The sequence below is a fragment of the Streptomyces sp. NPDC096013 genome, from assembly GCF_044763565.1.
Lineage (GTDB): Bacteria > Actinomycetota > Actinomycetes > Streptomycetales > Streptomycetaceae > Streptomyces.
Genome location: NZ_JBIWGK010000001.1, coordinates 510,062 through 522,786 on the forward strand (window position 1 = coordinate 510,062; position 12,725 = coordinate 522,786).

Consider the following 12,725-nt stretch of genomic DNA (forward strand, 5'->3'; position numbering starts at 1 on the left):
GCTGTTCCTAGGTTCGGTGTTCGGGACGGAAATGGGTGATCTGGTAAGGGAGTTCAGAGGACTTTGCTGAGGAAGTCGCGGGTCCGCTCGTGCTGCGGCTTGTCGAGGACCTCGTGCGGCGGGCCCTGCTCGACGATCTTTCCGCCGTCGATGAAGACGACCCGGTCGGCGACCTCGCGGGCGAAGCCGATCTCGTGGGTGACGATGACGAGGGTGGTGCCGCTGGTCGCCAAGTCCTTGATGACCGAGAGGACTTCACCGACGAGTTCGGGGTCGAGGGCGGAGGTCGGCTCGTCGAAGAGGATGACGCCGGGGCGCAGCGCGAGGGCGCGGGCGATGGCGACGCGCTGCTGCTGGCCGCCGGAGAGCTGGCGGGGGTAGGCGCCCGTCTTCTCGGCGAGACCGACGCGGCCGAGCAACTCCCGTGCCAGTTCCAGGGCTTCGGGCTTGCCGAGCCTGCCGGTGGCGACGGGGGCGGCGGCGACGTTGTCGAGGACGGTCAGATGCGGGAAGAGGTTGAAGTTCTGGAAGACGAACCCGATCCTGCTGCGCTGGGCGAGGATGGCCCGCTCGCTCAACTCCTTGAGCCGACCGCTCTGTTGCTTCACGCCGATCAGTTCGCCGTTGACGCTGACGTAGCCGATCTCCGGCTTTTCCAGGTGGTTGATGACCCGCAGCAGGGTGGACTTGCCGGAGCCGGACGGGCCGAGGATCACGGTGACCTCGCCGGGTCGCACGGTCAGGTCGACGCCGTCCAGGACCCGGTGGGCGCCGTACCACTTGTGCACGTCGTGCACCTCCACGGCGGCCGGGACGATCTCCGTCAGCGGTTCGATCGTGTGCGTGGTCATATCGCGGTCTCCCGACGGATGCGGGCCCGCAGATCGGTGAGGCCGGTGCGGAGCTTCTGGAACGGGGTGGGCGGCAGGGAGCGGGTGGCGCCGCGGGCGTAGTGGCGCTCGACGTAGAACTGGATGACGGACACCACGCTGGTCAGGATCAGGTACCAGACGGTGACGACCAGGAGCAGCGGCACGATGTCGCCGGGGTAGGTGGAGCCCATCGTCTGCGCGGAGCCGAACAGGTCCAGCAGCGAGACGTAGAAGACCAGGGAGGTGCTCTTGATCAGGCCGATCAGCTGGTTGACGTAGTTCGGGGTGATGGAGCGCAGTGCCTGCGGGAAGACGATCCGGCGGAACTGATAGCCCTTGGGCAGGCCGAGCGCGGAGGCCGCCTCGTGCTGGCCCTGGTCGACGGAGAGGATGCCGCCGCGGACCACTTCGGCCGCGTACGCCGCCTCGTTGAGGCTGAGTCCGACGACGGCGACGGCCATGTCGGTGGCGAGCTTGGACTCGTCGAAGGAGAGGAAGGCGGGGCCGAAGGGGACGCCGATGCTGAGCGTCTTGTACAGGGCGCTGAAGTTGTAGAGGAAGATCAGCACCACGATGAGCGGGATCGAGCGCAGTGCCCAGACATAGGTCCAGCTCACGGCGCGCAGCACCGGGCTCCTGGAGAGTCTGGCCAGGGCCAGCAGGATGCCGCCGGCCAGGCCCAGCACGGCGCTCAGCGCGGCCACTTGGAGGGTGATGACGAGTCCGTCGAGGATCGTTGGGCGCAGGAACCAGTAGCCGAAGCGGTCCCACTGGTAGAACGAGTTGGTCGCCAGGCCGTGCACGAACTGGGCGACGACGACCAGCACGGCCAGCGTGACGATCCAGCGGCCGGGTCGGCGCAGGGGCTGAACTCGCTGTGCCGTCAGGGTCTTTGACGGGGCGTCGGCGGACGGCGCCTCGGCCAGGGACACGGTGGTGCCTGGGGGTTCACTCATGAGGGGGCTCCGGCGGGAGTGGGAGCTCCCCGGACCGCGACACCTGGGCGTGACGGAATGGACGCTCACGGCGAGAGACGCACGGACCGGGGGCTGGAATGACCAACGGGAAGAGCTGGAAAACTCTTGGGCGAAGTCGTCAGCCTCGACAGCGGGCACAGCCCGGTGCGGTACACAGTGCGCTGTTCACGCGCAGGAGATCGACGGCGCGGTCCTCGACGAGCGGGTTCGCGTACGGCAGTACGCAGCCGTGGGAGCGGCGCGTGGCCGTCCTCGAAGCTGCGTACATGTCCGTCACCGTTGCCGTTCCGGCCCCGATGGGCCTCGCGCTCATTGAAGCGGTAGTAAGTCAGATGCCTGTTCGACTGTCAACGACGGTCCACCTGTTGGACCGTCCGGGAGGCCGCTCAGCTGCGACAGGCCCCGGTTTCGTCCGCCGCGTGGGCTGCCCAGTCCAGGATCTGGACAGCCGCGCCGGCGGCCTCCAGACCCCGGCAGTGGGCGTGGTGGCGGCGGGCGATGCCGTCGAGGTCGAGGTGGGTGCCGAAGGCCGGGTGGGCGGCCAGGCGGCGGGCGTAGGCCCACAGGTGGGGGTGATCGGCGATGCGCTGCACGGCGGCGGCGTCCAGGTGGTTGCGGTGCACGGTGTCGAGCTGCACCAGTGACACCCACAACTCGACGTCGGCGGCGGTGAGTTCGTCGCGGATCAGGTGTTCGCGGCCGTCGAGCCAGCGGTCCAGTGCGCCCAGGGTCTCCAGCAGCCGGCCGAGCGCCTCGTCGCGCTCCGGCTGCTCGGCACCGGCCGCTCCGGCGCGCTGCGCGGCGTCCTCGATGCCCTGCGCGCACAGGCGCTCGACGGCCTCGATCTCGGACTCGGCGCCGCACGGGTAGAGGCTGAGTCCGCTCTCGCCGAAGTGCCGGGCCAGGTCGCGCATGATGTCGGGGGCGTGGGTGCTGACGATCCGGCCGGACCAGTCGTCGCTGAGCACCGGCGCGGCGGCGGGACCGGAGTAGCGGTGCGCGCTCGCGTCGTAGAGCGGGCGCAGCACGGAGTGTCCACCACTCGGACAGTCGGGTACGGCGGACAGGAACACGGCCGGACAGCTCTCGTCGAGGCCGAGCAGGCTGTGGGTGACGGCGATGCGCAGGCCGTCGGCGCAGGCGGTGGACAGGTGGAGGCGGTAGCGGCGCGGCACGGCATAGTGCCCGCTGCGCGCGTCGCGCCCGATCCGGCCCCGGAACGCGGGGGTGGACCGAGGTGCGGGGACGGCGGCGAGAGACGTGCTGGACATGGGACTCCCCGGGTACGGGCGCGTGGACGTACGCGCGGCGGAAGCGTCGTCGTGCGGTGGGCGGGGTTCAGCGCAGGGGGTTCAGTGCGCTGCACACCCGCAGCAGATCGATGTGACGGCGGGAGGTCAGAAGAGGCGAACGGCCCACGCGGCGAGTGGTGACCGGCTCAAGCCCCATATTTCCCTACCTGTTCACTAGGATTCCCTGCTCGAGTGTCGATCCACCGCCACCCGAGGTCAAGAGGGCGTCCACGGACCGGGCATCGACGGCCCGGTCCGTGGACGCCCCGCACCCCTGCTTCGCGTACCTCGGCGTCCCGAAGCCGAGCCGGTCGTCGTACATGGCGGAGATGTACTTGTCGTCGAGGTCGACTCGCCGGTTGCAGGAGATCACCGACGCCCCGCGCGTCCGACGGCACGAAGTCCCCGGAATCCTGGCGGTGCTGGGCCTGTCAGTGCAGGTCGGCGGCCTGCTCGGGGGTGTCGTCGAGGAAGCCGCCCGACTGGTGGCGCCAGAGCTTCGCGTAGGCGCCGTCCGCGGTCAACAGCTCCTGGTGCGCGCCCTGTTCGACGATCCGGCCCCGGTCGAGGACGACGAGCCGGTCCATGCCGGCGACGGTGCTCAGCCGGTGTGCGACGACGAGGGCGGTCCGGCCCTCCATGAGCCGCCACAGCGCTTCCTGGACGAGGATCTCGCTCTCGGAGTCGAGGGCGCTGGTCGCCTCGTCGAGCAGCAGGATCGGGGCGTCGCGCAGGATCGCCCGGGCGAGGGCCACGCGTTGGCGCTGCCCGCCCGAGAGCTTGATCCCGCGCTCCCCCACCATCGTCTCGAAGCCGTCCGGCAGGGTGTCGGCGAACTCCGTGACGTGCGCCGCCTCGGCCGCGCGGCGGACCTCGGCCTCCGTGGCGTCGGGCCGGGCGAAGGTGATGTTCTCGCGCAGGGTGCGGTGGAACATCGCCGGGTCCTGCGGGACGTAGGCGATGAGGCTGCGCAGGTCGGCCTGGCGCAGCTTGCTGATGTCCTGGCCGCCGATGAGGATGCGGCCGGCGTCGATGTCCGTCATCCGCAGCAGCAGCCGGCTGAGGGTGGTCTTGCCGCCGCCGGACCGGCCGACGAGGCCGATCTTCGTGCCGCTGGGCACGGTCAGGTCGAGCCCGTCGAAGAGGGTGTCGGCGCCCGCGTGGGCGAAGGTGACGTTCTCGAAGCGGACGTCGGCGGCCCGGGAGCGCAGGGGTTCGGGCTTGTCCGGGTCGAGGACGGTGGGCGGGGCCATCAACAGCTCGGTGAACTGGGCGGCTTCGGTCATCGAGCTTTCCAGGCGCCGGTAGATCTGGTTGAACTCGAACATGATCCGGGTCGCGTTCGTGTAGTACGTGAACGCGACGACGACGGCCTCGACGCCGTGTTCGCCGCCGCCGAGGGCCACCGCGAGGAGCAGGCCGAGCGCGTTGGTGAGCACGGAGAGCGGTGCGACGAGGGTGTCGATGCGCAGGTTGCCGTAGTCCCAGGAGCGGAGGGTGAGGCGCCTCGACTGGGCGACGCGGGAGCGGTGTTCTGCGGCCTCGCGTTCCTCGGCGGCGAACGCGCGGACCGTGTCCATGTTCATCAGGCTGTCGGCGACATGGCCGGAGACCCGGGCGATGGCCTCCTCGCGCAGGTCGACGAGTGCCTGGCGGCGCCGGATGAGGGGCGCGACGACCAGGGCGGTGAGCGCGATCATCGCCAACAGGGCCACGACGAGCAGCGGTTCGTAGCGCCACAGCACGACCGAGCCGAACAGCAGCGGGACCAGGCTGCCCACGACCTGGAACGTCATCGTGTCGACGAACTCCTCGAAGCGGGAGGCGAAGCTCAACACCCGCTTGGTGAGGGACCCGGCGAAGTTGTCGTGGAAGAACGCGGCGTCCTTGGCGAAGAGTTCGTCCATGCCGATGACGTACAGGTGCTCGATGCCGAGCGCGTCCAGTCGGTTCAGACAGTGCAGTCCCAGCCGCCAGAACACCTCGGCGAGCAGCAGGACTCCGGCGAACCCGAGGACGTACGGCAGTGACGAGCCCACGCCGATGCCCGTGTCGCCCGCGATGCGGCCGACGAGCTTGGCGACGATCAGCGGGGCGATGTAGTTGATGCCGATGTTGCCCAGCGCGGGCAGCAGTGTGGCGGGCGCGGTCCAGCGGCGGAGCCGGGCCAACTCCCGTCCGTAGTAACGAAGTGCGAGTAACACCGGACCTCTGCGCGGCCCGGCGACGCGCGGTTCAGGCGATCCCATCCCCACCCCGTGATGTCGTCCGGTGCCCGGCGTGACGGCTGGCCAGGACTGGCAGTGTCCCGCGACGGCCTCCGTGCAGTCCAAGCTTTTTTCCCTCAACAGCAGGGGTGCGAGGGGGGATTGAGGGGCTTGCGGGAACGGGGTGCCGACGTATTCTGCGACCGTGGCGATCATTGCGGACAGCGGACCGGCGCGGCTCACCGGTGGACCGATGCGGCTTCCCGACATGCCGTTGCACGACCCGTTCGTGGTCGCCGACGAGGCGAGCCGCACGTACCACCTCTACACGTCCAACGACCCGTCGGTGTCCGGCGTTCGGGGTGTCGGCACGATGGTCTACCGGAGCGGTGACCTGCGCGAGTGGACGCGTCCGGCGGTGGTGTTCCTGGCGGCGGAGCAGGGCAACCTCTGGGCGGGAGACGGTGGTTGGGCGCCCGAAGTGCACGCCTGGCAGGGCAGGTACTACCTCTTCACCACGCTGCACGACGAGGGCAGTCCGCTGCCGGTGCCCCCGACTGGCCGCTGGGGCACGCCGTTTCGGCTCGCGAACCATCGGCGGGGCACGATCACGGCCGTGTCCGATTCCCTGCTGGGTCCCTTCACGTCGGTCGACCCCGCGCGTCCCACCCCGCCCGAGCGCCTCATGACCCTGGACGGCACGCTGTACGTCGACCCGTCCGGGCAGCCGTGGATGGTGTACGCGCACGAGTGGTTGCAGACGGTCGACGGCACGATGGAGGCGATCCGGCTGGCCCCGGACCTGACCGGGACGATCGGCGACCCCGTGTTCCTCTTCAAGGCCTCGGACGCGCCCTGGATCGGTGAGGAGATCCCGGCCGGTGTGCCGCACCAACTCCCGCCGTACGTCACGGACGGACCGCAGCTGTATCCCGGCCCGGACGGTTCCCTCCTCATGCTGTGGTCGACGTACGAGAAGAACGTCCTCGGCGCGGACGGCACCCTCACCGGTGGTTACGTGCAGACCTACGCGGTCTCCACGTCCGGTACGCTACAGGGGCCTTGGGTGCAACGGCGGCCGTTGGTGCGGGAGGACAGCGGGCACGGGATGCTGTTCCGCACGTTCGAGGGGCAGTTGATGATGGTCCTGCACCGGCCGTTCGAGAACGCGCGCGGCAAGCTCTACGAGATGGAGCTGACCGGTGACGAGCTGCGGGTGCTGCGGCAGCGCACCGACCTGGACGGCGGCGGGTGAACCGCCCGCCGCTCCCCGCACGGCCCGGACCACCCGGACCACCCGGCTCGCCCTGACGACGCCGGCCCGTCGTCGCCCTCGGTAAGGCGCACCCCAACGGTCGTACAACTTATCCCCAACAACAAGTGTCTCGTAGGGAAACGACACTTGTCCCGGGGGGGATGTCTTGATCAAGGTCAGCGTTGTCGTACCCATTTACAACGCCGGTTCCTACATCGACCGTTGCGCACCGTCGCTCGTCAACCAGAGCCTGGGTGCCGACGCCTACGAGGTCGTGTACGTCGACGACGGGTCGACGGACGACTCCGCCGAGCGGCTCGGCCGGCTGGCGGAGGCGCATCCGCATGTGCGGGTGTACCGGCAGGAGAACTCGGGCTGGCCGGGCAAGCCGCGGAACGTGGGGGTGGACCGGGCCAAGGGGAAGTACGTCCAGTTCGTGGACCAGGACGACGAGTTGTCGTACGAGGCGCTGGAGCGGCTGTACGCCCTGGCGGAGCGCAACGGGTCGGACATCGTGCTGGGCAAGGTGCACGGGACGATGCAGGGGCCCAGCAATGTGTTCAAGCGGACGGTCGAGCGGTGCACGGTCGCCGACGCACCGCTCATCGAGAGCCTGACGCCGCACAAGATGTTCCGCCGGGAGTTCCTGCGCGAACACGGCATCCGCTTCCCCGAGGGGCGGGTCAGGCTGGAGGACCAGCTGTTCATGGCGCGCACCTACGTACGGGCCAAGACCGTGTCGATACTCGGCGACTACCCCTGCTACCAGTGGAATCGACGTGAGGACGGCGGCAACAACAGCAGCCGCAGGATCACCGCCGACGACTACTACGGCCACCTGGACAAGGTCGTGGAGGCGATCAAGGAGGGCACACCGCCGGGGGACCTCCAGGACCGGCTGCTGCGTCGTTCGTACCGGGTGGAGCTGCTGCGGCCGGTGAGCGAGCCGCGCGTACTGCGGCGTACCGGCAAGGACTTGGAGGAGTACTTCACCACCGTCCGCCGGATGGCGATGACCAGTTACCCGCCGGGGGTGAGCGAAGGGCTCCCGGCGATCAGCCGGCTGCGGTCCGAGCTGCTCGTGCGGGACCGACTGGACTCGCTGGTCGAACTCGCCCGGCGCACCGAGCGGATCAGGGCGCGGGTCGAGGTCGACGACATGCGCTGGCGCGACGGCAAGCTGGTGATCCGCACCCGCGTCGGCATGGTCCGGGGCGACGGTGAGCCGTTGACCCTCGTGGAGCGCGACGGCCGGATGTTCCTCGACCCCCAACTCCTCGACGGCATAAGGGGAGCGGAGCACTGGGAAGTCCCGGACCCGTTCTCGCACGCGTACGGGGAACTCATCGTGCACGAGACCGCCGACAACCACTGGTGGTATCCCGAGGGGGAGTTGACCCCGGCGCTGGAATCGCTCGGCGGGAACCTCCACCGCGTCGTGGTCACCGGTGAGACGGTCCTCGACCCGCTGACCCTCGCCGGTGACGCGCCGATGGGTCCCGGCGCGTATCAAGTCTGGGCCAGCGCCCAGCTGTTGGGCATCGGCCGCCGCCCCCGGCTGGCCGTCGCCCCGGGCAGCACCCGCATCCTCCTCGGCACCGTCGCCGTAGGCACACCGCAGCGTCTCGTCTCCCCCACCTGGGCCGGACCGGGCGGCCAGCTCCGCCTCGCCGTGGGCGAACCCGGCCGTATCGGCACCACGCGCCGCGTTCTGCTCCGCACCACGGCCGACCACCGGCTACGGCATGGCGTCCGGGAGGTGCTGCGGCGGCTGCCTCCTGGCGCACGGAAGAACATCCGCGCCACGGCGCGACGGGCGGAGGGCTGGATGCTGGGGTAGCGACGCAGGTGGGCGCGGCCCCCGAGCGACGGTGACGCCGATCTTCGGCCGGGCCCCGGCCGGTTCCCGGGAATGATGCGGGGCCGGTCTCGGACTTCTCCGAGACCGGCCCCGCATGACGACTGTCTCCAGTCGGGACGACAGGATTTGAACCTGCGACCCCTTGACCCCCAGTCAAGTGCGCTACCAAGCTGCGCCACGTCCCGCTCGCGCCGCACCCGGTCGGCCGGGTGAACGCGCAGGTAAACCCTACCGCATACAGCGGGTCACTTCGGCGGCGTCGGGGTGTCGTGGGTGCGGTACATCGCCTGGATGTCCAGCTCCAGCTGGACGGTGGGTCCCACGACGGCGATGCCCCGGGCGAGCATGCTGCGCCAGTTCAGGGTGTAGTCCTCGCGGTGGAGTTCGGCCGTTGCGAGGGCGGCGCAGCGGAGTTCCTCGGCGTAGCCGCCGTTGACCGTGCCGAGGTAGGTGGTGTCGAGGTTCACCGAGCGGCTCACGCCGTGCATCGTCAGGGAGCCCTGGAGTGTCCACTTGCTGCCGCCCCGGTAGGCGAACCGCGTGCTGGCGAAGTCGATGTACGGATAGCGCTCCACGTCGAGGAAGTCACCCGAGCGCAGGTGGTTGTCCCGTGTGGTGTTGCCGGTGGTGATGCTGGACGCGTCGATGCGGACCTGGACCCGGGACTCGGCGACGTCCTGGGCGATCTGGATGCCGCCCTGGAACCGCTCGAACCGGCCGTGCACATGGGCCATGCCGACATGCTTGGCGATGAAGCGGATCGCGGTGTGCGGCGGGTCGAAGAGCCAGGTACCGGGCGGCGGGAGTTCCTGGGCGCGGCCGGGCTGGAGCCAGACGCGCTCCGCGGGCCCGGCGGTTCCGGCGACGATCTCGACCGTCTCCTGGTGCGGCTGGAGTCCCTGCGCGGAGACGAGGAGGCTGTACCGGCCGGGCGGCAGGGCCGCGAGGAAGAAGCCGTAGGGGTCGGTCGTACCGGAGGCGGCGACGCGATGGGAGTCCAGGGCCGTCACCGTGACGTCGGCGGAGGCCATGGGCGCGCCCACCGGGTCGACGATCTCCCGGGCGAGGCCGCCCGCGCCGGGCGGGAGGGGGAGCGAGAGGCCCGCCGCCGGGGCGGAGGCGCCTTGGAGCCGCCGGCGCCTGAGCAGTGCGAGGGCCATGGTGATCACCTTTCTTCACAGCAGTCGTACCCTGCCGATCGTGAAGGCTTCGGCCCCGTAACGGGTGTCTCATATCGAGACACCCGTTACGCCCGTTCAACCGCCGCGGCCTCGTAGCGGCGGACGATCGGCTCCAGGTAGTCCGCGTGCGGGCCCGCCAGGAGCGGGAGTCGGGCCGTCGAGTCGATCAGGACGAAGTCGTCCAGCTCCGGTTCGCGCCCCCGGGCCCGCTCCGCCGCCGTCATCGCCTCGAACCGCTCGCGCAGCCGCGCCTCCGGAAGGGACGGGGCACGGAACAGGACGCCGATACTGCCGTTTCCGGCGCGGGCCACGTTCCAGAGGGTGAGGTCGTCGGGCCGGGTCTCGATGCCGGTCTCCTCGATCAACTCCCGTGCCGCGTGCCGGTGCAGGGCCGCGAGGTCGAGGGGCGCGTCGCCTCCGGGCGGTTCGAGCGAGCCGCCCGGCAGTTGCCAGCGTCCCGGTGCCGCCGTCGAGTTCGACATCCGGCCCACCAACAGACGTCCGTCGTCGACCGGTTGGAGGACGGCGACGAAGAACGACGGCAGCCACGAGACCGCGAACGGGACGCGGCGCAGGGCGAAGTACCGGTACGTCGTCCTGGCCCAGGAGACGGTGAGTTCGTCCGGTCCGTCCCGGCGCGTGCCCGCGCACACCAGGACCGGCCCGTCGAAGAAGCTCGGGTTGGCCCGCACCTTCGCGTCCCACACCCGGTTCATGGCCCGCCGCTCCTCGGAGGTGAGCCGGGGAGCGGCGGTCTCGACGAGCCGGAGCCGGTGGACGTCCAGGAGTTCGGCGCGGGAGCCCCGCGCGCTCTCTTCGATCACCGGTTCATGCTGGCACACCGGCGGGGTCAGTTCAGTGCGCCGGGAGCCATCACCGACGCCTCCTCCTCCGCCTTCAGGAGCGCCGACTCGGAGCCCCCGACGGTCCTTCCCCCGCTACGGCCGGACCGGCGCGCCGGCACCATGAGGGCGGCCAGCGCGGCGCCGAGGAGCAGCACCGCCAGCAGCGTGAACCCGTGGGTGTACCCGGAGCCGTAGGGCAGGCCCGAGGGCTGGAGGCGGCCGGTGACCAGGACGCTGGTCACGGCGGCGCCGATGGAGCCGCCGATGGTGCGGATGTTGGCGTTCATGCCGGTCGCGGCGCCGGTCTGCTCGGGCGGGACGCTGCCGACGATGAGGTTGGCCATGGAGGCGAAGGCGAGTCCGATGCCGAAGCCGAAGATGCCTGCCACCAGGGCGATCTGCCACTGCTGGTCGTGCCAGAGGGCGAGGACCGCGCAGGCGACCGCGCCGAGGGCGGCACCGGTGGTGAGCAGGGCCTTGGCGCCCACGACCGGTTCCAGGCGGCCGCTGAGCACGCCCGAGACGAACATCGCGAGGAGCATCGGGAGCATCAGCAGGCCGGACGCCGTGACGCTGGCGCCGAAGCCGTACCCGGCGGACGAGGGGGTCTGCACGAAGCCCGGCAGGAAGGACCAGATCGCGTACATGCCCGCGCCGAACAGCAGGGCGGCGGTGTTGGTGGTCCACACGGACGGCAGGCGCATCACCTTGAGGTCGATGAGCGGGCTGCTGGAGCGGGCCTCGGACAGCAGCCAGGCCGTGAAGAGTACGACGGCCGCGGCGAACAGGCCGACGACCCGCACGGAGTCCCAGCCCCACGTCCCGGCCTGGCTCAGCGGCAGCAGCAGGGCGACCAGCCAGCTCGAAAGGAGTACGGCACCGAGCCAGTTGACGCGTCCGTCGGCCCGGCTGGGCGACTCGGGGACGTAGCGCACGGCGATGAGGGTGGTGACGGCCACGATGGCGACGGGGAACCAGAACAGCCAGCGGTAGTCGAGCGCGGACACGATGGGCCCGGCGGCCACCATGCCGACGCCGCCGCCCGCGGCGATCACGGCGGACAGGTTGCTGATGCTGCCCGGGACCCGGGCCGCGTCGAACTCGTCGCGGATGATGCCGAAGGAGAGCGGGAACAGCGCGCCGCCGATGCCCTGGACGACCCGGGCGATGATCAGGACGCCGATGTTGGGCGCGAGCGCGGCGACCAGACAGCCGGCGAGCACGGCCAGCAGGACGGCGACGAGCGTGCGCTTCTTGCCGATGAGGTCGCCGACGCGGCCGAGTATCGGGGTGAAGACCGAGGCGGACAGCAGGTAGGCCGTCATCACCCAGGTCGCGGTGGACTGGGAGGTGTGCAAGGCGTGCTGGACGGTCGGCAGGGCCGGCGCGATCAGCGACTGGAGCATGGAGAACACGCCCGCACCGGTCGCGAGGACCGCGAAGGTGAGGCGGGAGGACTTGCGGGGCATCGAGAGCCTCTCCGGAACAAGCGAACGGGGGTGCGCCCGCGCACGGTCTTACGGCGGAACGCGCCCACACTGCTAAAGTGGAGGTATCCCTCCACCATAGCGGAGGCATACCTCCGGTTCAACCGAGCCCGCCCCTGGGAGGCACCCGTGACGGCCCCACCGTTCCCCGTCAGCGAGATCGTCGCGGCCCAGAGACCGCACCGCAAGGACGCCGCCCGCAACTACGACGCCCTGCTGACGGCCGCCCGCGAGGCCTTCGCGGAGCACGGCTCGGAGGCCTCGCTGGAGGACATCGCGCGCCGCGCCGGCGTCGGCATCGGCACCCTGTACCGCAACTTCCCGACCCGCCGGGCCCTCTTCGAGAGCGTCTACGCGAGCGAGGTGAACGCGCTGTGCCAGTTCGCCTTGGACGTCGCCGACCGGGAGCCGTGGGAGGCGCTGACCTTGTGGCTCAACCGTTTCGCGGGCTATGTGACGACGAAGCAGGCGGTGCGGCAGGCGCTGGAGAACGACTCGGAGATCTTCGAGACCTGCCGTGAGTCGATGTTCTCCGCGGGCGGCCCGCTGTTCGAGCGCGCGCAGAAGGCGGGCGTGGCCCGCACGGACATGGACTTCAACGATCTGCTGCGCATGGCCGCCGGGATCACCGGCACGACGTTCGTGGACGACGCCCAGCGCGACCGCGTCCTGGCGATCGCACTGGACGGCGTCCGGACGCATCACTGACCGCGTGAACGCGCGCGCCACTGAACGCGCGGAGCGCCGA

The 12,725-nt window shown here is 70.4% G+C and carries 11 protein-coding genes and 1 tRNA gene; 3 read left to right on the forward strand and 9 right to left on the reverse strand.

The annotated features are described in order from the left end of the window. Nucleotides 1-53: 53 nt before the first annotated feature. From ACIRB1_RS02285 to ACIRB1_RS02305, 5 genes are all read right to left on the reverse strand, one after another. The gene (locus ACIRB1_RS02285) at nucleotides 54-851 is read right to left on the reverse strand and encodes an amino acid ABC transporter ATP-binding protein (protein ID WP_352181204.1); all 798 of its coding nucleotides are present in this window, start codon (nucleotides 849-851) and stop codon (nucleotides 54-56) included. Beyond that, a complete protein-coding gene (locus tag ACIRB1_RS02290; RefSeq protein ID WP_352181203.1) occupies nucleotides 848-1,828 on the reverse strand; it encodes an amino acid ABC transporter permease in 981 nt (326 codons plus the stop codon). The genes ACIRB1_RS02285 and ACIRB1_RS02290 overlap by 4 nt, the downstream gene beginning before the upstream one ends. 407 nt (nucleotides 1,829-2,235) lie before the next feature. After that, nucleotides 2,236-3,120 carry a glutathione S-transferase C-terminal domain-containing protein gene (locus tag ACIRB1_RS02295; RefSeq protein ID WP_403464276.1) on the reverse strand — a complete coding sequence of 295 codons (885 nt, stop codon included), beginning with the start codon at nucleotides 3,118-3,120 and terminating at the stop codon, nucleotides 2,236-2,238. 67 nt (nucleotides 3,121-3,187) lie between these two features. Next, on the reverse strand, nucleotides 3,188-3,298 hold the full coding sequence (locus ACIRB1_RS02300; protein WP_352181201.1) for a putative leader peptide: 111 nt from the start codon (nucleotides 3,296-3,298) through the stop codon (nucleotides 3,188-3,190). A 274-nt stretch (nucleotides 3,299-3,572) separates the two neighbouring features. Then, complete coding sequence (locus ACIRB1_RS02305) at nucleotides 3,573-5,390, reverse strand: ABC transporter ATP-binding protein (protein ID WP_352181200.1); 1,818 nt, start codon at nucleotides 5,388-5,390, stop codon at nucleotides 3,573-3,575. Nucleotides 5,391-5,601: 211 nt separating this feature from the next. Between ACIRB1_RS02305 and ACIRB1_RS02310 the strand changes: the two genes are divergently transcribed. Together ACIRB1_RS02310 and ACIRB1_RS02315 are read left to right on the forward strand one after the other, a co-directional pair. Beyond that, on the forward strand, nucleotides 5,602-6,603 hold the full coding sequence (locus tag ACIRB1_RS02310) for a glycoside hydrolase family 43 protein (protein ID WP_403464883.1): 1,002 nt from the start codon (nucleotides 5,602-5,604) through the stop codon (nucleotides 6,601-6,603). 166 nt (nucleotides 6,604-6,769) lie between these two features. Continuing rightward, nucleotides 6,770-8,443: a glycosyltransferase gene (locus tag ACIRB1_RS02315; protein ID WP_403464277.1), complete on the forward strand. Its 1,674-nt coding sequence runs from the start codon at nucleotides 6,770-6,772 to the stop codon at nucleotides 8,441-8,443. A 132-nt stretch (nucleotides 8,444-8,575) separates the two neighbouring features. Here the strand turns inward: ACIRB1_RS02315 and ACIRB1_RS02320 are convergent. The 4 genes from ACIRB1_RS02320 to ACIRB1_RS02335 all read right to left on the reverse strand — a co-directional run bounded on the left by ACIRB1_RS02320 (nucleotide 8,576) and on the right by ACIRB1_RS02335 (nucleotide 11,959). Further along, nucleotides 8,576-8,649, reverse strand: a tRNA-Pro gene (locus ACIRB1_RS02320). 60 nt (nucleotides 8,650-8,709) lie between these two features. Beyond that, the gene (locus ACIRB1_RS02325; RefSeq protein ID WP_352181198.1) at nucleotides 8,710-9,624 is read right to left on the reverse strand and encodes a YceI family protein; all 915 of its coding nucleotides are present in this window, start codon (nucleotides 9,622-9,624) and stop codon (nucleotides 8,710-8,712) included. 86 nt (nucleotides 9,625-9,710) lie between these two features. Beyond that, nucleotides 9,711-10,469, reverse strand: coding sequence for an NUDIX domain-containing protein (locus ACIRB1_RS02330; RefSeq protein ID WP_403464278.1), 759 nt, complete (start codon nucleotides 10,467-10,469; stop codon nucleotides 9,711-9,713). A 26-nt stretch (nucleotides 10,470-10,495) separates the two neighbouring features. Further along, the gene (locus ACIRB1_RS02335; RefSeq protein ID WP_352181196.1) at nucleotides 10,496-11,959 is read right to left on the reverse strand and encodes an MFS transporter; all 1,464 of its coding nucleotides are present in this window, start codon (nucleotides 11,957-11,959) and stop codon (nucleotides 10,496-10,498) included. 147 nt (nucleotides 11,960-12,106) lie between these two features. Here ACIRB1_RS02335 and ACIRB1_RS02340 point away from each other — a divergent pair, with 147 nt between their 5' ends. Further along, a complete protein-coding gene (locus ACIRB1_RS02340; protein ID WP_352181195.1) occupies nucleotides 12,107-12,685 on the forward strand; it encodes a helix-turn-helix domain-containing protein in 579 nt (192 codons plus the stop codon). The last annotated feature ends 40 nt before the right edge of the window (nucleotides 12,686-12,725 follow it).